26 protein-coding genes and 1 pseudogene are annotated in these 25,991 nt (G+C 70.4%); 14 read left to right on the top strand and 13 right to left on the bottom strand.

Annotated features, from left to right (window positions below):
* Window positions 1-51: 51 nt before the first annotated feature.
* Window positions 52-1,134: an inositol-3-phosphate synthase gene (locus ACIP5O_RS01190; RefSeq protein ID WP_356539670.1), complete on the bottom strand. Its 1,083-nt coding sequence runs from the start codon at window positions 1,132-1,134 to the stop codon at window positions 52-54.
* Between the two features lie 49 nt (window positions 1,135-1,183).
* Window positions 1,184-1,864: a helix-turn-helix transcriptional regulator gene (locus ACIP5O_RS01185; RefSeq protein ID WP_401287039.1), complete on the bottom strand. Its 681-nt coding sequence runs from the start codon at window positions 1,862-1,864 to the stop codon at window positions 1,184-1,186.
* A 367-nt stretch (window positions 1,865-2,231) separates the two neighbouring features.
* On the opposite strand from ACIP5O_RS01185, the gene ACIP5O_RS01180 reads away from it, so the two are divergent.
* Entirely contained in the window at window positions 2,232-5,012 is a 2,781-nt protein-coding gene (locus tag ACIP5O_RS01180) for a transglycosylase domain-containing protein (RefSeq protein WP_401287036.1), read from the top strand.
* Window positions 5,013-5,125: 113 nt separating this feature from the next.
* The gene (locus ACIP5O_RS01175) at window positions 5,126-6,592 is read left to right on the top strand and encodes a glycosyltransferase family 87 protein (RefSeq protein ID WP_401287033.1); all 1,467 of its coding nucleotides are present in this window, start codon (window positions 5,126-5,128) and stop codon (window positions 6,590-6,592) included.
* A 57-nt stretch (window positions 6,593-6,649) separates the two neighbouring features.
* Here ACIP5O_RS01175 and ACIP5O_RS01170 read toward each other — a convergent pair whose 3' ends face one another.
* The 3 genes from ACIP5O_RS01170 to ACIP5O_RS01160 form a co-directional block, all read right to left on the bottom strand.
* Entirely contained in the window at window positions 6,650-7,681 is a 1,032-nt protein-coding gene (locus ACIP5O_RS01170; protein WP_356539678.1) for an alanine racemase, read from the bottom strand.
* Between the two features lie 142 nt (window positions 7,682-7,823).
* Window positions 7,824-8,942 carry a peptidoglycan bridge formation glycyltransferase FemA/FemB family protein gene (locus ACIP5O_RS01165; protein WP_356539680.1) on the bottom strand — a complete coding sequence of 373 codons (1,119 nt, stop codon included), beginning with the start codon at window positions 8,940-8,942 and terminating at the stop codon, window positions 7,824-7,826.
* 257 nt (window positions 8,943-9,199) lie between these two features.
* A complete protein-coding gene (locus tag ACIP5O_RS01160; protein ID WP_356539682.1) occupies window positions 9,200-9,502 on the bottom strand; it encodes a hypothetical protein in 303 nt (100 codons plus the stop codon).
* 295 nt (window positions 9,503-9,797) lie between these two features.
* Here ACIP5O_RS01160 and rpsF point away from each other — a divergent pair, with 295 nt between their 5' ends.
* The 4 genes from rpsF (at window position 9,798) to rplI (ending at window position 11,528) form a co-directional block, all read left to right on the top strand.
* Window positions 9,798-10,088, top strand: coding sequence for a 30S ribosomal protein S6 (rpsF, locus tag ACIP5O_RS01155; RefSeq protein ID WP_015034882.1), 291 nt, complete (start codon window positions 9,798-9,800; stop codon window positions 10,086-10,088).
* Between the two features lie 74 nt (window positions 10,089-10,162).
* Complete coding sequence (locus ACIP5O_RS01150) at window positions 10,163-10,756, top strand: single-stranded DNA-binding protein (protein WP_401287029.1); 594 nt, start codon at window positions 10,163-10,165, stop codon at window positions 10,754-10,756.
* Between the two features lie 70 nt (window positions 10,757-10,826).
* Window positions 10,827-11,063: a 30S ribosomal protein S18 gene (gene rpsR, locus ACIP5O_RS01145; protein ID WP_005315025.1), complete on the top strand. Its 237-nt coding sequence runs from the start codon at window positions 10,827-10,829 to the stop codon at window positions 11,061-11,063.
* An 18-nt stretch (window positions 11,064-11,081) separates the two neighbouring features.
* Window positions 11,082-11,528, top strand: coding sequence for a 50S ribosomal protein L9 (rplI, locus tag ACIP5O_RS01140; RefSeq protein ID WP_053640001.1), 447 nt, complete (start codon window positions 11,082-11,084; stop codon window positions 11,526-11,528).
* 124 nt (window positions 11,529-11,652) lie between these two features.
* On the opposite strand, the gene ACIP5O_RS01135 is transcribed toward rplI, so the two are convergent.
* Complete coding sequence (locus tag ACIP5O_RS01135) at window positions 11,653-12,990, bottom strand: MATE family efflux transporter (protein WP_401287026.1); 1,338 nt, start codon at window positions 12,988-12,990, stop codon at window positions 11,653-11,655.
* A gap of 439 nt (window positions 12,991-13,429) precedes the next feature.
* Between ACIP5O_RS01135 and dnaB the strand changes: the two genes are divergently transcribed.
* From dnaB to ACIP5O_RS01110, 5 genes and pseudogenes are all read left to right on the top strand, one after another.
* On the top strand, window positions 13,430-14,890 hold the full coding sequence (dnaB, locus tag ACIP5O_RS01130) for a replicative DNA helicase (protein WP_063885203.1): 1,461 nt from the start codon (window positions 13,430-13,432) through the stop codon (window positions 14,888-14,890).
* 155 nt (window positions 14,891-15,045) lie between these two features.
* Window positions 15,046-15,468: pseudogene (locus ACIP5O_RS01125) on the top strand (MerR family transcriptional regulator); the annotation flags it as partial.
* A 26-nt stretch (window positions 15,469-15,494) separates the two neighbouring features.
* The gene (locus ACIP5O_RS01120) at window positions 15,495-16,088 is read left to right on the top strand and encodes a TetR/AcrR family transcriptional regulator (RefSeq protein WP_401287022.1); all 594 of its coding nucleotides are present in this window, start codon (window positions 15,495-15,497) and stop codon (window positions 16,086-16,088) included.
* Window positions 16,085-16,933, top strand: a complete 849-nt coding sequence (locus ACIP5O_RS01115; RefSeq protein ID WP_401287019.1) for an alpha/beta fold hydrolase — start codon at window positions 16,085-16,087, stop codon at window positions 16,931-16,933. The genes ACIP5O_RS01120 and ACIP5O_RS01115 overlap by 4 nt, the downstream gene beginning before the upstream one ends.
* Window positions 16,934-17,008: 75 nt before the next feature.
* Window positions 17,009-18,391, top strand: coding sequence for a serine hydrolase domain-containing protein (locus ACIP5O_RS01110; RefSeq protein ID WP_401287016.1), 1,383 nt, complete (start codon window positions 17,009-17,011; stop codon window positions 18,389-18,391).
* 77 nt (window positions 18,392-18,468) lie between these two features.
* On the opposite strand, the gene ACIP5O_RS01105 is transcribed toward ACIP5O_RS01110, so the two are convergent.
* The 3 genes from ACIP5O_RS01105 to ACIP5O_RS01095 form a co-directional block, all read right to left on the bottom strand.
* The gene (locus ACIP5O_RS01105; RefSeq protein ID WP_356539695.1) at window positions 18,469-18,921 is read right to left on the bottom strand and encodes a GNAT family N-acetyltransferase; all 453 of its coding nucleotides are present in this window, start codon (window positions 18,919-18,921) and stop codon (window positions 18,469-18,471) included.
* 37 nt (window positions 18,922-18,958) lie between these two features.
* Window positions 18,959-19,417, bottom strand: a complete 459-nt coding sequence (locus ACIP5O_RS01100; protein WP_356539697.1) for a MarR family transcriptional regulator — start codon at window positions 19,415-19,417, stop codon at window positions 18,959-18,961.
* Between the two features lie 106 nt (window positions 19,418-19,523).
* A complete protein-coding gene (locus tag ACIP5O_RS01095; RefSeq protein ID WP_401287012.1) occupies window positions 19,524-20,387 on the bottom strand; it encodes a GNAT family N-acetyltransferase in 864 nt (287 codons plus the stop codon).
* Between the two features lie 197 nt (window positions 20,388-20,584).
* Here ACIP5O_RS01095 and ACIP5O_RS01090 point away from each other — a divergent pair, with 197 nt between their 5' ends.
* The gene (locus ACIP5O_RS01090; protein WP_401287009.1) at window positions 20,585-21,883 is read left to right on the top strand and encodes a globin domain-containing protein; all 1,299 of its coding nucleotides are present in this window, start codon (window positions 20,585-20,587) and stop codon (window positions 21,881-21,883) included.
* Between the two features lie 55 nt (window positions 21,884-21,938).
* Here the strand turns inward: ACIP5O_RS01090 and ACIP5O_RS01085 are convergent, their stop codons facing one another.
* The 4 genes from ACIP5O_RS01085 to ACIP5O_RS01070 form a co-directional block, all read right to left on the bottom strand.
* Complete coding sequence (locus ACIP5O_RS01085) at window positions 21,939-22,418, bottom strand: NUDIX domain-containing protein (protein ID WP_401287006.1); 480 nt, start codon at window positions 22,416-22,418, stop codon at window positions 21,939-21,941.
* Between the two features lie 86 nt (window positions 22,419-22,504).
* Window positions 22,505-23,401, bottom strand: coding sequence for a LysR family transcriptional regulator (locus ACIP5O_RS01080; RefSeq protein WP_401287003.1), 897 nt, complete (start codon window positions 23,399-23,401; stop codon window positions 22,505-22,507).
* 236 nt (window positions 23,402-23,637) lie between these two features.
* Window positions 23,638-24,810, bottom strand: a complete 1,173-nt coding sequence (locus ACIP5O_RS01075; protein WP_401287000.1) for a cystathionine gamma-lyase — start codon at window positions 24,808-24,810, stop codon at window positions 23,638-23,640.
* Between the two features lie 9 nt (window positions 24,811-24,819).
* Complete coding sequence (locus ACIP5O_RS01070) at window positions 24,820-25,197, bottom strand: phage holin family protein (RefSeq protein WP_401286997.1); 378 nt, start codon at window positions 25,195-25,197, stop codon at window positions 24,820-24,822.
* A 51-nt stretch (window positions 25,198-25,248) separates the two neighbouring features.
* Between ACIP5O_RS01070 and ACIP5O_RS01065 the strand changes: the two genes are divergently transcribed.
* Together ACIP5O_RS01065 and ACIP5O_RS01060 are read left to right on the top strand one after the other, a co-directional pair.
* On the top strand, window positions 25,249-25,566 hold the full coding sequence (locus tag ACIP5O_RS01065; RefSeq protein ID WP_401286994.1) for a cupin domain-containing protein: 318 nt from the start codon (window positions 25,249-25,251) through the stop codon (window positions 25,564-25,566).
* Window positions 25,567-25,729: 163 nt separating this feature from the next.
* The gene (locus tag ACIP5O_RS01060) at window positions 25,730-25,948 is read left to right on the top strand and encodes a DUF5326 family protein (RefSeq protein ID WP_356539710.1); all 219 of its coding nucleotides are present in this window, start codon (window positions 25,730-25,732) and stop codon (window positions 25,946-25,948) included.
* The last annotated feature ends 43 nt before the right edge of the window (window positions 25,949-25,991 follow it).

The following is a 25,991-nucleotide window of genomic DNA, read 5'->3' as shown; positions in this document are numbered from 1 at the left end:
GCCCTCCTCGTCAGCCGTGCGGCGTGATCAGCCGTCAGGCGTGCGGCGTGATCAGCGCTCGACCTCGCCCTTGATGAACTTCTCGACGTTGGCGAAGGCCTCGTCGTCGAAGTACTGCACCGGCGGGGACTTCATGAAGTACGAGGACGCGGAGAGGATGGGGCCACCGATGCCCCGGTCCTTGGCGATCTTCGCGGCGCGCAGGGCGTCGATGATGACACCGGCCGAGTTCGGGGAGTCCCACACCTCGAGCTTGTACTCCAGGTTCAGCGGAACGTCACCGAAGGCGCGGCCCTCGAGGCGCACGTACGCCCACTTGCGGTCGTCCAGCCAGGCCACGTAGTCCGACGGGCCGATGTGGACGTTCTTCTCGCCCAGCTCGCGGTCGGGGATCTGCGAGGTGACGGCCTGCGTCTTGGAGATCTTCTTGGACTCCAGGCGCTCGCGCTCCAGCATGTTCTTGAAGTCCATGTTGCCGCCGACGTTGAGCTGCATGGTGCGCTCGAGACGGACACCGCGGTCCTCGAACAGCTTCGCCATCACGCGGTGCGTGATGGTCGCGCCGACCTGCGACTTGATGTCGTCGCCGACGATCGGGACGCCCGCCTCGGTGAACTTGTCCGCCCACTCCTTGGTGCCGGCGATGAAGACCGGGAGGGCGTTGACGAAGGCGACCTTGGCGTCGATGGCGGCCTGCGCGTAGAACTTCGCGGCCTGCTCGGAGCCCACCGGCAGGTAGCAGACGAGGACGTCGACCTGGCGGTCCTTGAGGATCTGGACGACGTCGACCGGCTCCTCGGCGGACTCCTCGATGGTCTGGCGGTAGTACTTGCCGAGACCGTCGAGGGTGTGGCCGCGCTGGACCGTGACGCCCTTGTTCGGGACGTCGCAGATCTTGATGGTGTTGTTCTCGCTGGCGCCGATGGCGTCGGAGAGGTCGAGGCCGACCTTCTTCGCGTCGACGTCGAAGGCGGCGACGAACTCGACGTCACCGACGTGGTAGTCGCCGAACTGGACGTGCATCAGGCCGGGCACCTTGGCCGCCGGGTCGGCGTCCTTGTAGTACTCGACGCCCTGGACCAGCGAGGCGGCGCAGTTGCCCACGCCGACGATGGCTACGCGAACCGAACCCATTCCGGTTGCTCCCTGTGTGATCGTGTGAAGCCCTGCTGTGCGCGGGGTTTCACGTGGTGGTGTCGTCGGACGGATCCGGCCGGGTACTGCCCCCGTGCCGGGGCAGGCCGCCCGTTTCTCCAGAATCGTTGTCGTGCAGAGCGGCGGTTCCGGGGCCGGATCGTCGATCCCGCCCCGCCCGCTCGCTCTCGATGAGCTCGTTCAGCCAGCGCACTTCGCGCTCCACGGACTCCATGCCGTGGCGCTGCAGCTCAAGCGTGTAGTCGTCGAGGCGCTCGCGCGTCCGTGTCAGGGAGGCGCGCATCTTCTCCAGGCGCTCCTCCAGCCGGCTGCGGCGGCCTTCGAGGACGCGCATCCGCACCTCGCGCTCGGTCTGCCCGAAGAAGGCGAAGCGGGCGGCGAAGTGCTCGTCCTCCCAGGAGTCCGGCCCCGTGTGGGAGAGGAGCTCCTCGAAGTGCTCCTTACCTTCCGGGGTCAGCCGGTAGACGATCTTGGTCCGGCGCCCCGCGAGTGACGCGGCGAGGGTGTCCTCGGGAGCGCTGCCCGGTTCCTCGATCAACCAGCCGTTTGCGACCAGCGTCTTGAGGCAGGGGTAGAGCGTTCCGTAGCTGAAGGCGCGGAAGACGCCCAGCGAGGTGTTGAGCCGCTTCCGCAGCTCGTATCCGTGCATCGGCGCCTCGCGCAGCAGACCGAGGACGGCGAATTCGAGGATGCCGGAGCGTCTGCTCATCCGTCGCCTCCTCCGCTTCCGGTGCCCTTATGCCGTGCTGATGTATCGGCTCGATACATCAGCACGATAGAACGGCCGCTCTGCTGCGACAAGTGGACCCGTCGTGACCGGCGTCACATCCTCGATTCACAGCAGTCGACTTGCCTGATTTGGGGTGAAGTCCGGCTCCAGGTGGTTTTTGGCCGTGCGTAGTCTGTGCGGATGCAGACCACCGGGAACCGAGCGATGCCGTGGGGCGTCAGTGCTGCGGGTGACCGGCTGCGGTACGGGGGGGCCTCCGATGGGTCCCGGCCGTGCGCATTTCGGGGGGACCGGAACTCAACTGCCGCTTCCAGGCGTACTCGCCTGCCCGAGGAGTAGTCGTTCGATGAGCGAGCATCGTCGCAAAGCGCCGCAGCAGCAGCCACCGACGGGTGGACGCGCGGCGGCACGGCGCGCTGCCCAGCAGCCGGCGGGCCGCAGGTCGGCCCCGGCCCAGGACGTCGGTACGGGGGCCCCTTCGGCCTCCTACGGGCCTCCTTCCTCTTACGGCGGGGAGGAGCGTCCCTACGGAGGACGCGCGGAGGCCCGCCGTGCCGCCCAGCGCGGCAGCCGCCGCAAGGGAGCCGGCTCCGGTCCCGGCGGTCCCGGCGGCCCCGGCGGTCCCGGCGGATCCGGTGGCGGCCGGCGCGGTGGCGGCGGCGGGGGGCGCGGCCCCGGGGGCGGCCCCGAAGGGCGCGGACCCGGCAAGAAGCGGATCATCGACTACCCGCGCCACAACAAGTACGGCTGGCGCCGCTGGGTCCCCTCGTGGCGGCTCGTGACGGGCACGTTCCTGTTCTTCGCGGCGACCCTGATGGGCGTGTCGGCCTACGCCTACTCGCAGGTGGAGATCCCCAGGGAAGCCGACACCGCGAGGTCGCAGAACAACATCTACTACTGGGCCGACGGCACCCGCATGGTCGCGACGGGCGACGGCGCCAACCGCCAGATCGTCCAGCTCCCGCAGATCTCGAAGCACATGCAGGACGCGGTGGTCTCGGCGGAGAACAAGACCTTCTGGGACGACTCCGGCATCGACCCGATGGGCATCGGGCGCGCCGTGTGGAACATGGCCAAGGGCGGCCAGACCCAGGGCGGTTCGACGATCACCCAGCAGTACGTGAAGAACAACCTCCTCGACGACCAGTCGCAGACCCTCACCCGGAAGTTGAAGGAATTCTTCATCGCCATGAAGGTCGGCAACGAGGTCGACAAGAGGAAGGTCATGGCCGGCTACCTGAACACCGCGTACTACGGGCGCGGTGCCTACGGCATCCAGGCGGCTTCCCGGGCCTACTTCAACACGGACGCCGACAAGCTCAACCCCAGCCAGGCGGCGCTGCTCGCCTCGGTGCTGAAGGGTGCGACGTACTACGACCCGGCCGGCTACCCCGAGATCGACCCCAACGCCACCGCCGAGAAGAACACCGAGCGGGCCACCAAGCGGTGGGGCTGGATCCTCGACGAGATGCAGAAGGACAGGAAGATCACGGCCGAGGAGCGGGCCAAGTACACGACCTTCCCCAAGATCCAGAAGCCCGGTCAGAGTGCCAACCTGACCGGTCAGATCGGCTACCTCGTCAGGACCGCCAAGGCGAACATCAGGACCCAGTTCGACCTCAGCGAGGCGGAGCTGGAGCGCGGCGGCTACCAGATCTACACGACCTTCGACAAGAAGAAGGTGACCGCGCTCGAGAAGTCGGTCCAGAAGGTCATCAAGGAGAACATCGATCCCAAGAAGCGCCCCAAGACGGACACGAACGTCCAGTTCGGTGGCGCCTCCGTCGACACGGACACGGGAGCGATCGTCGCCCTCTACGGAGGCGTCGACTCCACCAAGCACTTCACCAACAATGCCGACGCCACCGGCGCCATGGTCGGATCGACGTTCAAGCCCTTCGTGCTCGCCGCCGCGATGAAGGACGGCGTGCGGGACAGGGAACTGGGCGAGGACCAGGACGCCTCCACCCGCACGATCGTGGACCCGGACAAGAGCCGTTACTCCGGCAAGAACGGGCTGGTGGTCCGGAGGTACAACGGCGAGATCTGGCACAACGAGAAGGGCGAGGAGTGGCGCCAGACCAATGACGGCCAGGAGGACTACGGCAGCATCTCGCTGCGCCGGGCCATGATCAAGTCCGCCAACTCGCCCTACGTGCAGCTCGGCATGGACGTCGGCATCGACAAGGTCCGCGACGCCGCCGTGAAGGCCGGTCTGCTGGAGAGTTCGCTCGTCAAGGGCGAGGTTCCCTCGTTCTCCCTCGGCATCTCCAGCCCGAGCGCCATCCGCATGGCCGGCGCCTACTCGACCTTCGCCAACCAGGGCGAGCAGAACGACCCCTACTCCGTGCAGAAGGTGGTCAAGGACGGCAAGACCGTCCACGAGCACAAGGCGGAGACCGCTCAGGCCTTCAGCGCGGCCATCGCCAGCAACGTCACCGACGTCCTCCGGGACGTTGTGGACGACCCCGAGGGCACCGGCAGGAAGGCCCGCCTCCCCGGGCGCGCCGTGGCCGGCAAGACCGGTACGACCGACGAGAACCGGTCCGCCTGGTTCGTGGGCTACACCGCGCAGCTGGCGACGGCGATCGATATGTACCGCTACGACGACGACGACACCAAGAAGAACCGCAAGTTCGAGAAGATGTACGGCACCGGTGGCCGTGACACGATCCACGGTTCGTCGTTCCCCTCGGAGATCTGGCAGGACTACATGTCCGAGGCCGTCAAGGACGATCCGAAGGTGAAGTTCCCCAAGCCGGGCGAACTGGAAGACGCCAAGGGGGTCTTCGGCGGCGGCGCTTCGAGCCCGACGCCGACGCCGACGGTGACCGAGTCGAAGACGGCCTCGCCGACGCCGACCGAGTCCGTCACCCCGTCGACGACTCCTCCGACCACCCCGTCGACGACTCCCCCGACGCCGTCCAAGACGCCGAAGCCGACCAAGACGACGTGCAGCATCTGGGATCCGGACTGCTACAACCCGGGCGACCCGGGCGGCAACACCGGGGAGCCCACGGGCACGCCGACGAACACCGACGAGCCGGATCCGACCGACACGCCGACGGACGACGGAGGCGGCAGGCCGGGCGGGAACAGGCCCGGCGACGGGTCCTGGGTCCCCTAGCCCCCGCCGAGGTCACTCCTTCGGGGCCGTCGCGGCCGTTCCGTACCTCCCGTACGGAGCCGGCCGCGGCGGCCCCCGCCGTTTTCCCGGGGGCGTACGGCAGGATGTCCCCCATGCCGAGCCTCCAGAAGCCGAGCGCGCCCCGGGAGCGCTCGCAGACGGTCATCCCCACCCACCGGGACGAGGTGGCCGCCGCGGGCAGCGAGCTGATCGGCGGCCCCTACGGCCGCCGGGCGCTGCCCGGCACCGGGAAGCTGTCCCCGGTACGGGTGGTCGCCCTCGTGGCCGTCGGCATGTTCGCCCTGGGCATGGTGCAGAAGCTGCCCTGCTACAACTGGGCCTGGTTCCGGGGGACGACCTCCCAGTACACGCACGCCTGCTATTCGGACATCCCGCACCTGTTCTCCGGGCGGGGCTTCGCGGACGGCCTGGTCCCCTACTTCGACCGGCTGACCGGCGACATACCGTTCCTGGAGTACCCCGTCCTGACCGGGCTCTTCATGGAGGTCGCCTCCTGGCTGACGCCGGGCGGCGGCGACCTGGCGGAGCGCGAGCAGGCGTACTGGCTGGCCAACGCCGGCCTGCTGATGGTCTGCGCGGCCGTCCTGGCGGTCTGCGTGGCCAGGACGCACCGCCGGCGCCCCTGGGACGGCCTCCTGGTCGCCCTGGCGCCCTCGGTGGCGCTCACGGCCACGATCAACTGGGACCTGCTGGCCGTCGCGCTGACCGCCGCCGCCGTCCTGATGTGGGCGCGGAGCCGCCCGGTGGCCTTCGGGATCCTGCTGGGTCTGGCCACGGCCGCCAAGCTCTACCCGGTCCTGCTCCTCCTCCCGCTGCTGCTGCTCTGCTGCCGTGCCGGGAAGTGGCGGGAGTACGGGGCCGCGGTGCTCGGCTTCGCGGGGTCCTGGCTGGTCGTGAACCTGCCGGTGATGCTGCTCGCGCCGGAGGGATGGAAGCAGTTCTACCTCTTCAGCAGGCAGCGGAACGTCGACTTCGGCTCGGTCTGGCTGCTCGTCGGCCAGCGCACGGACACCTCGATCCCGCCGGACCGGGCCAACCTGTACGCGCTGCTGCTGATGGGCATGGCCGTGATCGGCCTCGCGTACCTGGCGTTCACGACCCCCCGCAGGCCCCGCTTCGTCCAGCTGGCCTTCCTGGTCGTCGCCGCGTTCGTCCTCGTCAACAAGGTCTACTCGCCGCAGTACGTGCTGTGGCTGGTCCCGCTGGCGGTCCTCGCCCGGCCGCGCTGGCGCGACTTCCTGATCTGGCAGGCGTGCGAGGTCATGTACTTCCTGGGCGTCTGGATGTACCTGGCGTTCACGACCAGCGGCAACGACAAGCAGGGCCTGCCGGTGGAGGGCTACCAGTTCGCGATCGTGCTGCACCTGCTCGGCACCCTGTACCTGTGCGCGATGGTCGTGCGCGACGTCCTGGCGCCCGGAAAGGATCCGGTACGGCAGGACGGCTCGGACGACCCCTCGGGGGGCGTCCTGGACGGCGCGGAGGACGTCTTCGTGGCGGGCGGCGCGGCGCGTCCGGCCCGGCACGCCGCTTCCGGGGAGCGGGAACTCCGGGGCTGAACGGTCACGGCCGGTCAGGGGACCGGGGCCTGGAGCCCCGGCCCCCGGACCGGACGCTCAGCGCTCGACGATCCGGTCGAACTGCGTCGTGGTGTGGCGCAGGTGCGCCACGAGCTCGTCGCCGACCCGGGGTTCCTGGGCGTCGGCGGGCACGAACAGGATCGACACCTGCATGTGCGGCGGCTCGGCGAACCAGCGCTGCTTCCCCGCCCACACGAACGGCGACAGGTTGCGGTTGACGGTGGCGAGGCCGGCCCGCGCCACGCCCTTGGCGCGCGGCATGACCCCGTGCATCGCCTTGGGGGCCTCCAGGCCCACGCCGTGCGAGGTGCCGCCGGCGACGACGACCAGCCAGCCGTCCGACGCGGCCTTCTGCTGGCGGTAGCCGAACCGGTCGCCCTTGGCGACCCGGGTCACGTCGAGGACCGCGCCCCGGTACTCCGTGGCCTCGTGGTCGCCCAGCCAGAGCCGGGTGCCGATGCGGGCGCGGAAACGTGTCTGCGGGAACTGCTGCTGGAGCCGGGCCTGCTCCTCGGCCCGCAGGTGGCTCACGAACATGGTGTGCAGCGGCAGCCGGGCGTTGCGCAGCCGGTCCATCCAGGAGATGACCTCCTCGACGGCGTCGGTGCCGTCCGGGCGGTCCAGCGGGAGGTGGAGGGCGAAGCCCTCCAGGCGCACGTCCTCGATGGCGGCGTGGAGCTGGTGGAGCTCCTCCTCGCGCACGCCGTGCCGCTTCATCGAGCTCATGCACTCGATCACGACGCGGGCGCCCACCAGGGCGTGGACGCCGTCCACGGAGGAGACGGAGCGCACCACCCGGTCGGGCAGCGGCACCGGCTCCTCGCCCCGGCGGAAGGGGGTGAGGACCAGCAGGTCGCCGCTGAACCAGTCCTTGATCCTCGCGGCCTCGTACGTGGTGCCCACGGCGAGCATGTCGGCGCCGAACCGGGCCGCCTCGTCCGCGAGCCGCTCGTGGCCGAAGCCGTAGCCGTTGCCCTTGCAGACGGGGATGAGACCGGGGAACTGGTCGATGACCGTCTTCTGGTGCGCCCGCCAGCGAGCGGTGTCGACGTACAGGGAGAGCGCCATGGCCGGCCCGGAACCTTTCTGATGGCTGCGGTGTGTCAGGGATGACAGGTGTCTACGGGGACAGCTGTCTACGGGTGACAGGTGTCTACGAGGGTACGGAACCGTGCGCGGCACGTCCTGGGGCCGTGCCGCGCGAACCCGGTCAGCGACGCGACATGTACATGTCGAGCGCCTTGTGCAGCAGCTTGTTGAGCGGGAAGTCCCACTCGCCGACGTACTCGACGGCCTCGCCGCCGGTGCCGACCTTGAACTGGATGAGGCCGAAGAGGTGGTCGGTCTCGTCGAGGGAGTCCGAGATGCCCCGCAGGTCGTAGACGGTCGCGCCCATCGCGTAGGCGTCGCGCAGCATCCGCCACTGCATCGCGTTCGAGGGCCGGACCTCGCGCCCGATGTTGTCGGAGGCGCCGTAGGAGTACCAGACGTGCCCGCCGACGACGAGCATGGTCGCGGCGGAGAGGTTCACCCCGTTGTGGCGGGCGAAGTACAGCCGCATGCGGTTGGGGTCCTCGCTGTTGAGGACGGTCCACATGCGCTGGAAGTACGAGAGCGGACGCGGCCGGAAGTGGTCGCGGACGGCCGTGATCTCGTACAGCCGCTGCCACTCGGCCAGGTCCTCGTAGCCGCCCTGGACGACCTCGACGCCGGCCTTCTCGGCCTTCTTGATGTTGCGGCGCCACAGCTGGTTGAAGCCCTTGAGGACGTCGTCGAGCGAGCGGTTCGCGAGCGGGACCTGGAAGACGTAGCGGGGCTGCACGTCGCCGAAGCCGGCGCCGCCGTCCTCGCCCTGCTGCCAGCCCATCTTCCGCAGCCGGTCCGCGACCTCGAAGGCGCGCGGCTCGATGTGGCTGGCCTCGACGTCCTTGAGGCGCTTGACGTCCGGGTTCTGGATGCCGGACTTGATGGCGGCCGAGTCCCAGCGGCGGATGACGACCGGCGGACCCATCTTCACCGAGAAGGCGCCCTGCTGCTTGAGGTGCGCCAGCATCGGCTGCAGCCAGTCGTCGAGGTTGGGCGCGTACCAGTTGATGACCGGGCCCTCGGGCAGGTAGGCCAGGTAGCGCTTGATCTTCGGGAGCTGGCGGTAGAGGACCAGGCCGGCGCCGACGAGCTCGCCGCTCTTGTCGAACCAGCCGAGGTTCTCCGAGCGCCACTCGGTCTTCACATCGGCCCACGCCGGGACCTGGCAGTGGCTCGCCGAGGGCTGGCTCTGGATGAAACCCAGATGCTGCTCACGGCTGATGGTCCTCAGGGTCAGGCTCATGCGGGGCGCTCCTCGGCAGGTGTGTCCCCATCGGTCAGGGGCTCCGGCTCTCGCGCCGAAGCCTACTGTGACCGGGGAGCGCCCCGTATGTCTGTACGGGCCCTGACGTGCCGCGCACCCCGCCCGACCGGCCCCGAGGACGGACGGCGGCCCCAGGGCCGATCGGGGGGTGCGGGACCGATCAGGGGTGCGAGACCGATCAAGGGGTGCGGGACCGATCGGGGGATGCGGGACCGATCGGGGGCGCGGAGCCCGGGTCAGCCGAAGAGGCCGCCGTGGGCCATGCCGAGGTAGAACCCGACCGCCGACGCGCCGAGACCGACGATCATGAGGAAGCGCTCGCGGGTCGTCGCGGAGATGAACTGGCCGTATCCGCCGGTCAGGATGCCGATCAGACCCGCCCAGGAGCTGAGCAGGTGGAGGTTGTGGAACTGCGCGGTGACGAAGGCGATGGCGCCGAGCACCAGCGTCACACCGACCAGGGCGTCCTGGAGCGGGTGCGGCTTGCCGTCGGTGGCGAAGAGGGAATGGCCGGGGTCGCGTCGCATTGCCTGTGCCATGGGGCACCTCCTGGCGTGCTTGCCGGAAGGCGGCGCATCGTAGCGCCGCCCACATCCGTTGTGTACAGATTGCGTCCCTTCACCAGGGAATTTCAACCGGAAGGGCATGTGCAGGTACGCTGTACGGTCTGCACCGGTGTCTGCCCAGGTCCCTCCCGGGATCCCGGCGGTGCCCCTCACCCGACGCGTTCGGCGAGGGGGACTGTCAGTGGTGGCGGATACCGTTGTTCACGCATCACGACCCTCCTGCCACGGAACGACCGTGGCCGCTGAGTCCAAAGGAGGTGGGTTCCACATGCGTCACTACGAGGTGATGGTCATCCTCGACCCCGATCTCGAGGAGCGCGCTGTCTCCCCGCTGATCGAGAACTTCCTCTCCGTCGTCCGTGAGGGCAACGGAAAGGTCGAGAAGGTCGACACCTGGGGCCGTCGTCGTCTCGCCTACGAGATCAAGAAGAAGCCCGAGGGCATCTACTCGGTCATCGACCTGCAGGCCGAGCCTGCGGTCGTCAAGGAGCTCGACCGCCAGCTCAACCTGAACGAGTCGGTCCTCCGGACCAAGGTCCTCCGTCCCGAGACCCACTGAGCGTCTAGCTCAGAAGTCATCGGGTTCGAGTAGCAACACAGCAGCCAGAAGCAATCCCGCCGAGAGGTTCCCCCATGGCAGGCGAGACCGTCATCACGGTCGTCGGCAATCTTGTCGACGACCCCGAGCTGCGCTTCACCCCGTCCGGTGCGGCGGTCGCGAAGTTCCGTATCGCGTCCACCCCCCGCACCTTCGACCGTCAGACCAACGAGTGGAAGGACGGCGAGAGCCTCTTCCTCACCTGCTCGGTCTGGCGTCAGGCGGCGGAGAACGTCGCCGAGTCGCTCCAGCGAGGCATGCGCGTCGTCGTGCAGGGCCGGCTGAAGCAGCGGTCCTACGAGGACCGTGAGGGCGTCAAGCGCACGGTCTACGAGCTGGACGTCGAGGAAGTCGGCCCCAGCCTCAAGAACGCCACGGCCAAGGTCACCAAGACCACCGGTCGCGGCGGCCAGGGCGGATACGGCGGCGGTGGCGGCGGCCAGCAGGGCGGCGGCGGTGGCAGCTGGGGTGGAAACTCCGGCGGTGCCCAGCAGGGTGGCGGCGGTGCTCCCGCCGACGACCCGTGGGCGACCGGCGCTCCCTCCGGCGGCGGCCAGCAGGCCGGTGGCGGCGGTGGCGGCTGGGGTGGGAACTCCGGCGGCGGCTACTCGGACGAGCCCCCCTTCTAGGGATCCCTTCGGGGGCACGCCCTCGAAGCGGCTCGTACCCCACACTTCTTGATCACACAGGAGAAACACCATGGCGAAGCCGCCTGTGCGCAAGCCTAAGAAGAAGGTCTGCGCGTTCTGCAAGGACAAGACCGCGTACGTGGACTACAAGGACACGAACATGCTGCGGAAGTTCATTTCCGACCGCGGCAAGATCCGTGCCCGCCGCGTCACCGGCAACTGCACGCAGCACCAGCGTGACGTCGCCACGGCCGTCAAGAACAGCCGTGAGATGGCGCTGCTGCCCTACACGTCCACCGCGCGATAAGGAAAGGGTGACCGACTAATGAAGATCATCCTGACCCACGAGGTTTCCGGCCTCGGTGCCGCTGGCGACGTCGTCGACGTCAAGGACGGCTACGCTCGCAACTACCTGGTCCCGCGCGGTTTCGCGATCCGCTGGACCAAGGGTGGCGAGAAGGACGTGGCGCAGATCCGCCGCGCCCGCAAGATCCACGAGATCGCGACCATCGAGCAGGCCAACGAGATCAAGGCCCAGCTCGAGGGCACGAAGGTGCGCCTGGCCGTCCGCTCCGGCGACGCCGGCCGTCTCTTCGGCTCCGTGACCCCGGCCGACATCGCCTCGGCGATTAAGACCGCGGGTGGCCCGGACGTCGACAAGCGTCGCGTCGAGCTCGGTTCGCCGATCAAGACCCTGGGCTCGCACCAGGTGTCTGTGCGTCTGCACCCCGAGGTTGCCGCGAAGCTCGGCGTCGAGGTCGTCGCCGCGTAACGCTGCCTTCGGCAGTCTGCGCTCAGCAGTGAGGAAGGGCCGCACCCCTCGGGGTGCGGCCCTTCCGCCGTATACGTCGGCTTGTGCCGTTTCACGTGAAACATGAAACGGGAAGCGCGGAGGGTCAGCGGGTGGCGCCCGTGACGATCCAGCGGCCCGAGCGGGCGCGGAACCAGAGCGTCAGCATGCGGACCGTCATCATCAGCGTCATCGCCCACCACACGGCCGTGAGCCCGCCGCCGAGGACCGGGACCAGCAGGGCGACCGGGGCGAAGACGGCGAGGGTCAGCAGCATGGCCCGGGCCAGATAGGAGCCGTCCCCCGCGCCCATGAGGACGCCGTCGAGGACGAAGACCACCCCGGCGATCGGCTGGGAGACCGCGACCACGAGCAGGGCCGGGAACAGGGTGTCCCGGACCACGGTGTCGCCGGTGAAGAGCGGGACGAACAGCGGGCGGGCGACGACCAGGAGCACGCCGAGCGCCACTCCGGAGACCACGCCCCACTGGACCATGCGGCGGCAGACCTGCCGGGCGCCCCCGGGGTCGTCCGCGCCGAGGTAGCGGCCGATGATGGCCTGGCCCGCGATGGCGATCGCGTCGAGGGCGAAGGCCATCAGGCTCCACAGGGACAGGATGATCTGGTGGGCGGCGACCTCCGCGTCCCCCAGCCGGGCCGCGACGGCCGTGGCGATCATCAGGACCGCCCGCAGCGAGAGCGTACGGACGAGGAGCGGGACGCCGGCCCGGGCGGAGGCCCGGATGCCGGACGCGTCGGGGCGCAGGGAGGCACCGTGGCGGCGGGCGCCCCGTACGACCACGGTGAGGTACGCGGCGGCCATGCCGCACTGGGCGATGACCGTGCCCCAGGCGGAACCCGCGACGCCGAGCCCGGCCCCGTAGACCAGACCGAGGTTGAGCGCGCCGTTGGCCGCGAAGCCGCCGATCGCCACGTAGAGCGGCGTACGGGTGTCCTGGAGGCCGCGCAGGACGCCGGTGGCGGCCAGGACCACCAGCATGGCGGGGATGCCGAGGCTGGAGATCCGGAGATAGGTGACGGCGTGGGGAGCGGCGGTGTCGGAGGCTCCGAAGACGTCGACGAGCCAGGGCGCGGTGGGCAGGGTCAGGGCGACGACGGCGGCACCGAGGAGGAGCGCGAGCCAGATGCCGTCCATGCCCTGCCGGATGGCGGCCGGGAGGTCGCCCGCGCCCACGCGCCGGGCGACGGCCGCCGTGGTGGCGTAGGCGAGGAAGACGAAGACGCTGACGGCGGTGGAGAGCAGGGCCGCGGCGATCGCGAGGCCCGCGAGCTGAGGGGTGCCGAGGTGGCCGACGATGGCGCTGTCGACCATGAGGAAGAGCGGCTCGGCGACGAGGGCGCCGAAGGCCGGCAGGGCGAGGGAGACGATCTCGCGGTCGTGCTGACGACGGACGGCCTTGGGGGTCGGAGGAGCCTGACTCATGGGAGCAATCTAATCTTCCACAGGTAAGAGATACAAGGCATTGGCAACCCTTACTTGTGGAGGAAGCGGGACTCCGGATGTGGGCCGTTTGTTCTGATCTTGGCCCGGGAGGAAAACTTTTTCTCCCCCACAGCCGGTGGATGGTAAAACCGCAGGTCACGTGGGCGGTGTGGAGAGCGCTATGAGTTTGTCCACAAGGCTGTCCCCCGCTCTGTGCACAGGATCCGGCGAGTTCTCCACAGCATCTGGGCGTTCGCCCACAGGGCCTGTGGATAACTGGATTGGCTGGAGCCCTCCACAGGCCTACCCTGGTCCGTCGCCCGACGTCCCGGAAGCGGTAGCGAAGCCACTCTCTGATCAGGTCCGTGGCGTGAAAGAGTGGCACGGCTAGGTCCGCGGAGCGGACGGAGGAGGTGGCTTGGTGAGCGTTCCCGAGGCCCTGGACGACCCCTGGGCCGACAGCGGACCGAGCGACCGGCTGCCCACCCGTACCCGGGGTGAACGCGGTCGCGGCCGGGGGCGCGACGACCAGCACGAGCGGGGCGGCGAAGGCCCCTGGGACGGCGGACTCTCCGGATTCGAGCGCGTCCCCCCGCAGGACCTCGACGCCGAGCAGTCCGTCCTCGGCGGCATGCTGCTCTCCAAGGACGCCATCGCGGACGTCGTGGAGATCATCAAGGGCAACGACTTCTACAAGCCCGCGCACGAGACCGTGTACGCGGCGATCCTCGACCTCTACGCCAAGGGCGAGCCGGCCGACCCGATCACGGTCGGCGCCGAGCTCACCAAGCGCGGCGAGATCACCCGGGTCGGCGGGGCCTCCTACCTCCACACCCTGGTCCAGTCGGTGCCGACCGCGGCCAACGCCTCGTACTACGCCGAGATCGTCCACGAGCGCGCCGTCCTGCGCCGCCTCGTCGAGGCGGGCACCAAGATCACGCAGATGGGGTACGCGGCGGACGGGGACGTCGACGAGATCGTGAACTCGGCCCAGGCCGAGATCTACGCGGTCACCGAGCAGCGCACCACCGAGGACTACCTGCCGCTCGGCGACATCATGGAGGGGGCGCTCGACGAGATCGAGGCGATCGGCTCCCGCAGCGGCGAGATGACCGGTGTGCCGACCGGCTTCACCGACCTCGACTCGCTGACCAACGGCCTGCACCCCGGTCAGATGATCATCATCGCGGCCCGTCCCGCCATGGGTAAGTCGACGCTCGCCCTGGACTTCGCCCGCGCAGCCTCCATCAAGCACAACCTGCCCAGCGTCATCTTCTCCCTCGAAATGGGCCGCAACGAGATCGCGATGCGCCTGCTCTCGGCCGAGGCCCGGGTCGCGCTCCACCACATGCGCTCCGGCACGATGACCGACGAGGACTGGACGCGCCTGGCCCGCCGGATGCCGGACGTCTCCCAGGCACCCCTCTACATCGACGACTCGCCGAACCTGTCGATGATGGAGATCCGGGCGAAGTGCCGGCGCCTCAAGCAGCGCAACGGCCTCAAGCTCGTCATCATCGACTACCTCCAGCTGATGCAGTCGGGCGGTTCGAAGCGCCAGGAGAGCCGTCAACAGGAGGTCTCGGACATGTCGCGAAACCTCAAGCTCCTCGCCAAGGAGCTGGAACTGCCGGTGATCGCGCTCTCGCAGCTCAACCGTGGCCCCGAGCAGCGCACCGACAAGAAGCCGATGGTCTCCGACCTGCGTGAGTCCGGCTCGATCGAGCAGGACGCCGACATGGTGATCCTGCTGCACCGCGAGGACGCCTACGAGAAGGAGTCCCCGCGCGCGGGCGAGGCGGACATCATCGTCGGCAAGCACCGAAACGGCCCGACGGCCACGATCACCGTCGCCTTCCAGGGCCACTACTCCCGCTTCGTGGACATGGCCCAGACCTGACGGGCCCTCCGGTCCGCCGCCCGACGCGGCCGTGGACCGCTCCTGCCCGGTGGTCGGTCCGGCCTCGGCGTAAGGGCTGAGCACGGTGTCGAAGCAGCCCTCCGGGTCCTCCTCCAGGTAGGTCGACAGGTTCTCCAGGAAGGCGCGCAGCGGGGGCGTCCGTCCGGCTGTTGCGCTACTACGAGGAGCAGGGCCTTCTGGAGTCCCACCGCCTCGACAGCGGCCACCGCCGCTACGGCGCCGACGCGGCCGACGTGGTCCGTCGCATCCGCTCGCTCCTGGACGCCGGTCTGCCGACCCGGGTCATCCGGGGCCTGTTGCCGTGCGTGCGGCGGGACGGCACGGTCGCCGAGTGCAAGGTGGAGACCCCTCAGGAGCACCTCCGGGACCTGGACGGCCGGATCTCCGCGCTGTCGGAGACCCGCACGTCCCTGGCCGGGCTCATCGCCGCCACCCGGGCCCTCGGGCGGGAGCCGTGTGAAACGGACGTCGGCACCGCGCCCGTACGACCTGCCCCTCGCCTCACGCGAGGGGCGATTTTCTTGCTCGCGATCCTAGGGCCCCTAGGTTATAACTAGGGCTCCTAGGAAAATCAGGAGGACGTGTGGCGCGGGCGGGACTGTCGGCGGAGCGAGTGACGGCCGTGGGCGCCGAGTTGGCGGACGAGGTCGGGTTCGAGCGGGTGACCATGGCGCAGGTGGCACGGCGGCTGGGCGTGAAGGACGCGAGCCTCTACACGCACGTGCGCGGCCTCGAGGACCTGCGCGGACGGATCGCGCTCCTCGCGGCGGACGAGAAGACCCTCCGCATCGCCGGGGCGACCGCCGGACGGGCGGGCAAGGACGCGCTGGTCGCCTTCGCCGACGCCTGGCGGGAGTACGCCCACCGGCACCCGGGCCGCTACGCCGCGACCCAGAGCACGGTACGGATCGACCCCGAGCTGGCCGCGGGCGCGCCCGGGCCGCGGCGGGCGGTCGAGCTGACCTACGGAATGCTGCGCGGCTACGGCCTGGCCGAGCCCGATCTGACCGACGCGGTCCGGCTGCTGCGCAGCACCTTCCACGGGTTCGTCGCCCTGGAGGCGGCGGGCGGCTTCGCGCACGAGCGGTCGCCGCAGCAGTCGTGGGTCCGGGCCCTCGACGCCCTGCACACCCTCCTGGAGCACTGGCCCGCCTCCCGAGAAGGAGATCCCTCATGACCGGTCCGACCACCGGAAGCCTGCGCGTGAACGGCGCGACCCTGTACTACGAGGTGCGCGGCCGGGGCCCCCTCCTGCTGCTGATACCCGGAGGAGGAGGCGACACGGCCTCCTTCGACGGCGTCGCCGACGAGCTGGCGGCCTCGTACACGGTCGCGACCTACGATCCGCGCGGCATGTCCCGCAGCGTGCTGGACGACCCGGGCGCCGAGCAGAGCGTCGCCGAGCACGCCGAGGACGCGTTCCGGCTCGTCGAGCTGCTGTCACCGGACGAGCCGGCCCGGGTGTTCGGCGCCAGCTCGGGTGCGATCACCGCCCTGCACCTCCTCACCGCACACCCCGAGCGCTTCGTCCGCGTCGTGGCGCACGAGCCGCCCGTGGTGGAGGTCCTGCCGGACGCGGCCGAGCACCGCGCCCTCGTCGCGCGGGTGGCCGAGACCCTGCGCACCCGGGGGCTCATGCCGGCGATGGGCGTCTTCGCGGCGGGCCTGAGGAAGGCGGGCGAGCCGGCCGTGTCCGGACCCGGGGCCGGCACCGCCCTTCCGCCGCAGGCGGCGGCGCGCAGGGAACGGACGATGGCGAACCTGCCGTACTTCGTCGGGAGCATCGTGCCCCGCTTCATGGCGTACGTCCCCGACGCCGACCGGCTGGAGGCGCTGACGGACCGGCTCCTCCTCGTCGGCGGCCGGGACTCGTACGGCGAACTCCCCTACCACGCGGCCGCGTTCCTGGCCGAGCGTCTGCACACACCGCTCCGGCTCTTCCCCGGCGGACACACCGGTCTGACCACGCACCCCGAGGAATTCGGCGCACTCCTGCGGAAGACCTTGGCCGACCCGAGCTGACTCCAGGGGCGGCCCGGAACGGGAGCCGACGACCGGAACGGGACTGTCAGGGCGCGGATCGCGTTGGATGGGCCCATGACGACATCTTTCGAAGCTCTGCTGCCCGGAACCGAGCGGGCCCTGCTGCACCGGGTCGCGGTGGCCCAGACCGAGGGGCGGACGCCCTCCCTCGTGGGGGTGGTGGTCCGTGACGGGGCGCTGGTGTGGAGCGGTTCGCGCAGCTGCGTGGACGGTCACGCGCCGGACGCCGACACGCAGTTCAGGATCGGCTCGATCACCAAGGTGTTCACCGCCGTCCTGGTGATGCGGCTGCGGGACGAAGGGGCCCTCCGGCTGGACGATCCGCTGGAGCTGCACCTCAAGGGGACGGGCGTCGGCGAGGTGACGGTCGCCCAACTCCTCGGACACAGCGGCGGACTCGCGGCCGAGACGCCCGGTGCGTGGTGGGAACGTTCGTCCGCCGCACTGCGGCCGGAACTCTCCGACGTCCTGGGGGAGCGGCCCTTCCTCCAGGCGCCGGGCCGCCGCCACCATTACTCCAACCCCGGTTACACCCTGCTCGGTTCACTGGTCGAGGAGCTGCGCGGTCGGCCCTGGGAGGAGTCGCTGCGGCGCGAGGTCCTGGAGCCGCTGGGGATGGGCCGTACGACGGTCGATCCGGTGGCGCCGCACGCCGGAGGCTGGGCGGTGCACCCCTGGGCCGATGTCATGCTGCCCGAACCGTCCGAGGACCTCGGTCTGATGGCGCCGGCCGGGCAGCTCTGGTCGACGGCGGCCGACCTCGCCCGGTTCGCCGCGTTCCTCGCGGAAGGCGACGAGCGGGTGCTCGGCGCGGCCTCCGTGGCGGAGATGCGGACCCCGGCCTCCGCGCCCGGTGAGGGCGAATGGGAGGGGAGCTACGGGCTCGGGCTCCAGCTTCTCCGCCGGGACGGCCGGACCCTGGTCGGCCACACCGGTTCCCTGCCGGGCTTCGTCGCCTGCCTGTGGGTGAGCGTGGAGGACGGCCTCGCGGGGATCGTCCTCTCCAACGCCACCTCGGGACCGCCGGTGGGGGCCGTGGCCGCCGATCTCGTACGGATCGTGGCGGAGGCGGAGCCGAGGTTCCCGGAGCCGTGGCGCCCCCTCCCCGAGGCGGAGGTCGACGAGGAACTGCTCTCCCTGACCGGTCCCTGGTACTGGGGCACGTACGCCTACGGGCTGCGGCTCGGCCCCGAGCGCGGTGTGGTGCTCGAACCCCTGCGGGGTCCCGGACGGCGGGCCCGGTTCCGGGCACTGCCCAACGGCGGTTGGATCGGGCTGAACGGTTACTACGAGGGAGAGACGCTCCGGGTCGTGCGGCGTCCCGACGGGAGCGTGAGCCACCTCGACCTCGGCTCCTTCGTCTTCACGCGCGAACCGTACGAGCCGGGAGACGCGGTACCGGGAGGCGTGGACGAGAAGGGGTGGCGCGGCCTCTGAGACCCCGGTCGGCTGTTTCACGTGAAACCGGGCGTTTCACGTGAAACAGCGTGCCGACCCGGAAGGGGGCGGGAGAGTCAGAGGGACTTCTTGAAGCCCACGTGGGAGGCCTCGAAGCCGAGCCGCTCGTAGAAGCGGTGGGCATCGGTGCGGGTGGCGTCGGAGGTCAGCTGGACGAGGCTGCAGCCCTGCCGACGGGACTCCTCGACGGCCCATTCGATGAGCTGCGTCCCGAGGCCGCTGCCGCGCTCGTCCGCGTGGATGCGGACGGCTTCGATGATCGAGCGGATGGCTCCCCGACGGGAGAGACCCGGAATGATCGTCAGCTGAAGGGTGCCGACGACCCTGCCCTCGCGGACGGCCACGACGAGAAGCTGGTGGGGGTCGTTCGCCAGACGCTCGAAGGCGGCGAGGTACGGGGCGAGGTCGTCGGGGGATTCCCGCTGCGCGCCCAGGGGGTCGTCGGCGAGCATCGCGACGACGGCCGGGAGGTCTTCCACGGTGGTCGGACGTATTTCAAGATCGCTCATGGGTCGCAGCGTACGCCCGGCCGTCTCCGCGCCGGATTCAGACGGGGACGCCCACGCCTTCCACGACCCGGACCAGCGGGGCCAGCTCGGGGTTCTTGGCCGCTTCGTCGAGGGCCTCGCGCAGGGCGCTGTCATTGGTGGGGCGGGCCTCTTCGAGGAGCTTCAGGCCCTCCTCGGTCACATCGGTGTAGATGCCGCGCCGATCGGTGGCGCAGAGGTACCGGGTGAGCAGGCCGCGGTCCTCCAGGCGGGTGACGAGCCGGGTGGTGGCGCTCTGGCTGAGTACGACCGCGTCGGCGACCTGCTTCATCTGGAGGTGACCACCGGGGCCGTTGTGCTGGCGGCTGAGGACGTCGAGCAGCGAGTACTCCCGCACGCTCAGACCGTGGCGGGACTCCAGGGCGCGCTCGATGTGGGACTCGATCCTGCCGTGCAGCAGGGAGAGGGCACACCAGCGCTGGGAGAGCGCGGTGAGTGCGGGATCCGTCGCGGTCATGTCTCTCCTCGGTCTCTCCTCGGCGCCGGGGCGGCTCGGATCCAGCGTAAGGGATGAAACGCAATAATGGGCGTCTGCAAGTAAATCCGTTCTCGGACGACCGGGGCTACCCGGCCGCGACCGTGAGGGGAGCGAAGCGGCGGCGCCAGTCGCCCGGGAGATCCGGCACGGAACGGACCATCATTGCGTTCGTGGTGATCGACTCGATGCCGTTCTCCTTCAACCAGCTCAGCAGGGACGTGTGGCGCACGTCGATGTCCGTGCGCAGGGGCCGGTCGGTGGCGGCGGCCAGGGAGGCGATCAGGGCCTTGGCCGTGGCCGGGTCCCGGGCGATCAGCGGTCCGATGACATGGGTGTCCATATTGGGCCAGGCCGCCGCGAAGCCCGTGATCTCGCCGTCCTCCTCCGCGACCCGGAGGTGGTCCGCGAAGGCGGGAAGCCGGGTGATCACATGGGTGCGGTCCAGACCGAAGATCTCCAGGTCCAGGCGGAGGATCGCCTGGAGGTCCTCCGCCGTCGCCGGACGGACCGGGACGGCCGGAGCGGGCGCGGTGAAGCCGAAGCGCCCGCGCACCATCTCCGAACGGGACGTCTGCGTGAAGCCCAGCTGTTCGTAGAGGGGCTGTCCGTTCGCCGTGGCGTACAGGGTGAGCGGGGTGTCCCCGGCCTCCTCCAGAACGTGCCGCATGAGTCGGCGTCCCACCCCTTGGCGTGCGTAGCGCTCGGCGACGAGCACCATGCCGATCGCGGCGAGCTCCGGACCGTACGAGGTGACCACGCACCCGGTGAGCAGTCCTTCGCCCGCGGGGTCGTCGATGCCGTAGCCGGTGCCGGCGGTGAGCAGGAAGCCCCACTTGTGCTCCTCGCGGGGCCATCCCCGGTTCTCGGAGAGGTCGGCGCAGGCGAGGAGGTCGCCGGGGGTGAGGCGCCGGACGGGGAGCTGCGCCAGGGCGGCGGAAGAAATCGGCATGTCTTTCAGGCTGTCCGACGCAGTGATCTTCGTCCACCGCTTTACCGGATCTGATCAGCCTCGGGAGGGTTGATCGTCCCATCGCGTGGCATACGGACGATGTTTCACGTGAAACGGCCCGAATCCGCCGGGAGGAACCCGATCCACCAGAAAAACCCTGGTCCAAAACAACGCAGCTTAGCCAGAAACCCGGCCCTATGGACCGAGAACGCCCCTTTCTGTCCCCGAAGGCGGTCGGACCCCTCATGCTGCGTTCACGGAAGCCCGGCCAGCACGAGGCGAGGCACATGATGGATGCTCCGACCACCACGACGGACGCGAAGGACGCGGACGAGCACGAACCCCCGGCGGTGGACGGGAAGGAACCGCCGATAGCCCGAGGACCCTCCGCCGACGCGGTCCTCGTCCGCCGCACCCTGGAGGAGATCGCCCCGGTCGCCGACCGGGTGACCTCGTACTTCTACGCCCTTCTCTTCGTGCAGAACCCCGGACTGCGCGACATGTTCCCCGTGGCCATGGACGCCCAGCGTGACCGGCTGCTCAAGGCCCTCCTGACGGCGGCCGAGCACCTGGACAACGCCCCGGTCCTCACCGCGTACCTGGAGAACCTCGGCCGGGGGCACCGGAAGTACGGCACCCACCCCGCCCACTACCCGGCCGTCGGCGAGGCCCTCATCGGAGCCCTCACCCGGTACGCGACGAGGACCTGGGACGACGCGACCCAGGCGGCATGGGTGCGCACGTACACGACGATCTCCCAGATCATGATCGACGCGGCGGCGGAGGACGAGCGGTCCGCCCCCGCCTGGTGGCACGCCGAAGTGGTCTCCCACGACCTGCGCACCCCGGACGTCGCCGTCGTCACGCTCCGGCCCGACCAGCCCTACCCCTTTCTCGCCGGGCAGTACACGACGCTGGAGACCCCGTGGTGGCCGCGGATCTGGCGCCACTACTCCTTCGCCTCGGCGCCGCGGCCGGACGGGCTGCTCTCCCTCCACGTCAAGGCCGTCCCGGCCGGCTGGGTGTCCAACGCGCTGGTCCACCGGGCACGCCCCGGGGACGTGCTGCGGCTCGGGCCGCCGGGCGGCTCCATGACGGTCGACCACTCCACGGACACCGGGCTGCTCTGTCTCGGCGGCGGCACGGGGATAGCACCGATCAAGGCCCTGGTCGAGGACGTCGCCGAGCACGGGGACCGACGGCCGGTCGACGTCTTCTACGGGGCGCGCAGCGGTCACGACCTCTACGACATCGACACGATGCTGCGGCTCCAGAAGACCTTCCCGTGGCTCTCCGTCCACCCGGTCACCGGAGCGCAGGGGCACCTCCCCGACGCCGTCTGCCGCTACGGCCCCTGGGGAGAACGCGACGCCTACCTCTCGGGTCCGCTGGGCATGGTCCGGCGCGGGGTGGACGCGCTGCGGGGAGCGGGCGTCCCCTCGGAACGCATCCGCCACGACTTCCTGGCCGAGCTGGCCCCCACGGCTTCCGGTTGACCCGGGTCGGAGCGTCCGGGCCGGGCCGGGCCGGAGCAGGCCGCCCCGCCTCCGGTCAGCCCAGGTCCGGGGCGTGCATCGCGCGGACTCCCTCGATGTTGCCGTCGAGGTAGTGGCGCAGGGAGAGCGGGACGAGGTGCACGGCCGCGATGCCGACCCGGGTGAAGGGCACCCGGACGATCTCGTACTCGCCGACGGGCTCCTCCATCTCGGGTCCGTGCCGCAGGGAGGTGTCCATGGAGCCGAGCCGGCACACGAAGAAGTGCTGGACCTTCACCCCGGAGAGCCCGCCGTCGACGATGTGCTCGACGGTGTCGACGAAGCAGGGCACCACGTCGGTGATCTTGGCGCCGAGTTCTTCGAGCACTTCGCGGTGCAGGGCCTCGACGACGGTGGAGTCGGTGGGCTCCACGCCGCCGCCGGGCGTGACCCAGTAGGGATCCATCCCCGGCTTGGTCCGCTTGATGAGGATGAGGTCGTTCCCGTCGAGCAGGATGGCGCGTGCGGTGCGCTTGATCACGGGCCGTTCGGTCATGTGAAGAAAATGGCCCGTCCGGGCGGGGCTGAAACGCGACGGTCCGACGGGAGGACGGGGAGATCAGGCGGTCCCCGTGGAGGGAGTCACCAGTCCGCGGCGGCGCTCAGCAGCGCCTCGTGCGCCCGGGTGAGGTGCGCGAGCGCGAGCGTCCCCGTCCGTACGACCAGGAAGTAGGTCCGCAGCGGGGGCACCGGGGGATCGAGGAGCGCGACGAGCCGCCCCTGCTCCAGGGCCTCCTCGCACAGGTAGCGCGGCAGGACGGCGAGCCCCGCCCCGGAGGCGGCGGAGTCCCGCACGGCCCGAAGGTCGGGGGCGATCACGGTGGCGGCGGCGGCCGGCCCGGTGTCGAAGACGCTCGCCCAGTAGCGGGAGACGAACGGCAGCGACTCGTGCACCTCGACCACCGGAAGCCGCTCCAGGACCACGGCGCCCTTGCTCAGGAGCACCTCGGGGGAGAGCTGGGCCGCCCAGCGGGGGGCCGCGACCAGGACGTGCTCCTCGTCGCAGAGCGGGGTGGAGACGAGCAGGCCGCCGCGCGGGCGGGCGGTGGTGACGGCGAGGTCGTGGTGGCCGGCGGCGAGCCCGTCGAGGATCTCCTCCGTGGTGACGGGGAAGGAGGTCCGCACGGCGAGGCCCTGGCCGACCAGCGGGGTGAGGGCGGGCAGCACGCGGAGCGCGGTGAACTCCGGGGGGCCGGCGACGTGGAGGGTCCGGATGCCGCTCTCCTCGTCGAGTCCGGTCTCGGTGATCTCGACGAGGGCGTCCAGGTGCGGGGCGGCGCGGTGCGCCAGCTCGTCGCCGATGCTGGTCGGCGTGACGCCGCGCGCCCGCCTGAGGAAGAGGGGCCGCCCCAACTGGCGTTCGAGCGTCCGGATCTGGCTGGTGACCGCGGGCTGCGAGAGGCCCAGGAGGGCCGCGGCCCGGGTGAAGGAGCCGGCCCGGTGCACCGTGACGAACGTCCGTAGTAGGGCAAGATCCATGTCCGCCCCCTCCCGGCCGTGGGGCCGTTCGACTCAGGCGGTCGGCTGACGGCGCCTCAGGACCGTCCAACTATAAATAAGTCGATAGGCCTCTGTCGTTACCGTGATTGGACACCGACGCACGGTCAACTAGCCTTGTGCAGGCGGGTTTCCGCGCGTGGAACCGAGGGCGTTCCGAGCCACGAGGGGGAGGCTCGGAGCGCCCCGTTCCACGCGGGGAGGCCCGTACCCGCTGCTCAGCCGACGGAACCGGCCTCGTCGAGGGCGCGCAGCACGTCGGCGATCAGGTCCTCGGGGTCCTCGGCGCCGACGGAGAAGCGGATGAAGCCCTCCGCGACCGCGTCCCCGCCCCAGCGCCCGCGCCGCTCCGCCGTGGAGCGCACCCCGCCGAAGCTGGTGGCGTCGTCCACGAGCCGCAGCTCCTCCAGGAACCGCTCGGCCCGCTTCCGGTCCGCCAGCTCGAAGGAGACCACCGGCCCGAAGCGCCGCATCTGCCCGGAGGCCACGGCGTGCGAGGGGTCGCCGGGCAGCCCCGGGTAGCGCAGCCCGGTGACGTCCGCCCGCCCGGCGAGCGTCCGCGCCAGCTCCAGGGCGGTCGAGCACTGGCGGTCGATCCGCAGGTGGAGCGTGGCGAGCGAGCGGTGGGCGAGCCAGGCCTCCATGGGGCCGGGGATGGCACCGACGATCTTGCGCCAGCGCCGCACCTCCGCCGCCCGCTCGGGATCGCGGCAGCTCACGTGGCCCAGCAGAATGTCGCCGTGTCCGGTCATGCCCTTGGTGTCGCTGGCGACGGAGAAGTCCGCGCCCAGCTCCAGGGGCCGCTGGCCGAGCGGAGTGGCCAGGGTGTTGTCCACGGCGACGAGCGCGCCCGCGGCGTGCGCCTCGCGCACCAGGCGGCGGATGTCGCAGACGTCGAGCCCGGGGTTGGACGGGGTCTCGATCCACAGCAGCCGGGCCCCTTCGAGGACGGCGAGCTGCCCGTCGCCCCCGGTCGGGGCGGTGCGGACCTCGATCCCGTACGCCCGCAGCTGCTCGTGGAGCAGGGGCAGCGCCTGGTAGCCGTCGGTCGGGAGCACCACGGCGTCGCCGGACGTCAGCTGGGAGAGGAGGACGGCGGAGATCGCGGCCATGCCGGAGGCGAAGACCAGCGTCTCGACGCCCTCTTCCCCCGGTGCCTCCAACTCGCCGATCGCCTGTTCCAGGCGGGTCCAGGTGGGGTTCTCGTCGCGGCCGTAGGTGTACGGACCGGTCGGTTCGCCCGGCAGGTGGAAGTGGGCGGCGAACACCGGTCCCGGAAGGGTCGGTTCGTACTTCACCGGCTCGGGGAGCCCGGCCCGCACCGCGCGGGTCCCGTCGCCGAGCGCGGCGGCCGTCCGGTCGGGGCCGGAGGCGTTTTCCTCGTGCGTCACGGTGCCCCCTCAGTCCCGGTCGGGGAGCACGACGTTCAGTGCCCAGGAGACGACGGAGATGATCAGGGCGCCCAGGACCGCGGTCCAGAAGCCCTCCACGTGGAAGCTGAGGTCGAGCTTGTCGGCCAGCCAGGAGGTGAGGAGCAGCATCAGGGCGTTCACCACGAGGGTGAACAGGCCGAGCGTCAGGACGAAGAGGGGAAACGTGAAGAGCTGGACGACGGGCTTCACCACGGCGTTCACCAGGCCGAAGACCAGTGCGACGAGAATGAGGGCCAGGACCTTCTTTCCGGTGCTCTCACCGGTCAGGGTGATGTCCTGGAGCAGCCAGATGGCGACTCCCAGGGCGCCCGCGTTCGCGAGCGTCTTGACTAGGAAATTCATCATGTGTCTGATCGTGGCAGACGTGATCGGACCGAGGGCAGGGGCGGACGGGCGATGAAGGCATTCCGGCTGGACGAACTGGAGGCGGAGCGTGCCGCGAACAAGGGCGCGTACCTCCAGTTCCTGCGGGAGCGGAACATGTCGGTCGGCCTGTACGCGCTCGACGCCGGGGAGCTCGACCCGCAGCAGCCGCACCGCCAGGACGAGGTGTACTTCGTGGTGAGCGGCCGGGCGGCGATCACGGTCGGGGCGGAGACGACCCAGGTGGCGCGCGGCAGCGTGGTCTACGTGCCGGCCGGGGTGGAGCACAAGTTCCACCACATCAGCGAGGACCTGCGGGTCATGGTGGTCTTCTCGCCCCCGGAGGGCTGAGGGACCCGGGGGTCGGATCCGGGAGACGGGCCCGATCCCCCTAGGGGACGGATCAGGGGAGAGCGGGGGCCCCACGCCCACCGACGGCCCCTTCGGACGCCTAGCCTTGAGGGTGTTCGGCGCGGAGTGCGCGGGACGGACCTTCGGGAAGCGGGGTAGGACGATGGCCGTACGGGAGATGCTCGCGGGAACGCCCTGGTGGGTGAAGTGGGTCGCCATACCCGCCCTCGCCCTGCTCGTCTTCGGCGGGCTGATCACCAGCGTCCTGACCTTCGTGATCGGACTGCTCTTCAAGGTGCTGCTCTTCGTGGCCCTCGTCGCCGGACTGATCTACGTCGTACGCAAGTTCAGCTCCTCCGGCCGCTCGCGCGAGGACTGGTAGCGAAGGGCCTCCGAGGAGGCCCGGCCGCAGAGGCCCGCCGGCC

This window comes from Streptomyces sp. NPDC088915 (assembly GCF_044749825.1).
Taxonomy (GTDB): Bacteria; Actinomycetota; Actinomycetes; order Streptomycetales; family Streptomycetaceae; genus Streptomyces.
The sequence above is the reverse complement of the archived record's forward strand: the minus strand, read 5'-3'. Positions and strand labels throughout refer to the sequence as shown.

Bases quoted from the DNA above. Each gene is read 5' to 3' on its own strand.
- ACIP5O_RS01065 (WP_401286994.1), top strand. From the start codon at position 25,249: ATGAAGGCATTCCGGCTGGACGAACTGGAGGCGGAGCGTGCCGCGAAC.
- ACIP5O_RS01085 (WP_401287006.1), bottom strand. From the start codon at position 22,418: ATGACCGAACGGCCCGTGATCAAGCGCACCGCACGCGCCATCCTGCTC.
- ACIP5O_RS01060 (WP_356539710.1), top strand. From the start codon at position 25,730: ATGGCCGTACGGGAGATGCTCGCGGGAACGCCCTGGTGGGTGAAGTGG.
- ACIP5O_RS01070 (WP_401286997.1), bottom strand. From the start codon at position 25,197: ATGATGAATTTCCTAGTCAAGACGCTCGCGAACGCGGGCGCCCTGGGA.
- ACIP5O_RS01165 (WP_356539680.1), bottom strand. From the start codon at position 8,942: ATGAGCCTGACCCTGAGGACCATCAGCCGTGAGCAGCATCTGGGTTTC.
- ACIP5O_RS01190 (WP_356539670.1), bottom strand. From the start codon at position 1,134: ATGGGTTCGGTTCGCGTAGCCATCGTCGGCGTGGGCAACTGCGCCGCC.
- ACIP5O_RS01150 (WP_401287029.1), top strand. From the start codon at position 10,163: ATGGCAGGCGAGACCGTCATCACGGTCGTCGGCAATCTTGTCGACGAC.
- ACIP5O_RS01100 (WP_356539697.1), bottom strand. From the start codon at position 19,417: ATGACCGCGACGGATCCCGCACTCACCGCGCTCTCCCAGCGCTGGTGT.
- ACIP5O_RS01160 (WP_356539682.1), bottom strand. From the start codon at position 9,502: ATGGCACAGGCAATGCGACGCGACCCCGGCCATTCCCTCTTCGCCACC.
- ACIP5O_RS01095 (WP_401287012.1), bottom strand. From the start codon at position 20,387: ATGCCGATTTCTTCCGCCGCCCTGGCGCAGCTCCCCGTCCGGCGCCTC.
- rpsF (WP_015034882.1), top strand. From the start codon at position 9,798: ATGCGTCACTACGAGGTGATGGTCATCCTCGACCCCGATCTCGAGGAG.
- ACIP5O_RS01170 (WP_356539678.1), bottom strand. From the start codon at position 7,681: ATGGCGCTCTCCCTGTACGTCGACACCGCTCGCTGGCGGGCGCACCAG.
- rpsR (WP_005315025.1), top strand. From the start codon at position 10,827: ATGGCGAAGCCGCCTGTGCGCAAGCCTAAGAAGAAGGTCTGCGCGTTC.
- ACIP5O_RS01080 (WP_401287003.1), bottom strand. From the start codon at position 23,401: ATGGATCTTGCCCTACTACGGACGTTCGTCACGGTGCACCGGGCCGGC.
- ACIP5O_RS01180 (WP_401287036.1), top strand. From the start codon at position 2,232: ATGAGCGAGCATCGTCGCAAAGCGCCGCAGCAGCAGCCACCGACGGGT.
- ACIP5O_RS01115 (WP_401287019.1), top strand. From the start codon at position 16,085: ATGACCGGTCCGACCACCGGAAGCCTGCGCGTGAACGGCGCGACCCTG.
- ACIP5O_RS01185 (WP_401287039.1), bottom strand. From the start codon at position 1,864: ATGAGCAGACGCTCCGGCATCCTCGAATTCGCCGTCCTCGGTCTGCTG.
- rplI (WP_053640001.1), top strand. From the start codon at position 11,082: ATGAAGATCATCCTGACCCACGAGGTTTCCGGCCTCGGTGCCGCTGGC.
- ACIP5O_RS01175 (WP_401287033.1), top strand. From the start codon at position 5,126: ATGCCGAGCCTCCAGAAGCCGAGCGCGCCCCGGGAGCGCTCGCAGACG.
- ACIP5O_RS01135 (WP_401287026.1), bottom strand. From the start codon at position 12,990: ATGAGTCAGGCTCCTCCGACCCCCAAGGCCGTCCGTCGTCAGCACGAC.
- ACIP5O_RS01110 (WP_401287016.1), top strand. From the start codon at position 17,009: ATGACGACATCTTTCGAAGCTCTGCTGCCCGGAACCGAGCGGGCCCTG.
- ACIP5O_RS01105 (WP_356539695.1), bottom strand. From the start codon at position 18,921: ATGAGCGATCTTGAAATACGTCCGACCACCGTGGAAGACCTCCCGGCC.
- ACIP5O_RS01090 (WP_401287009.1), top strand. From the start codon at position 20,585: ATGGACCGAGAACGCCCCTTTCTGTCCCCGAAGGCGGTCGGACCCCTC.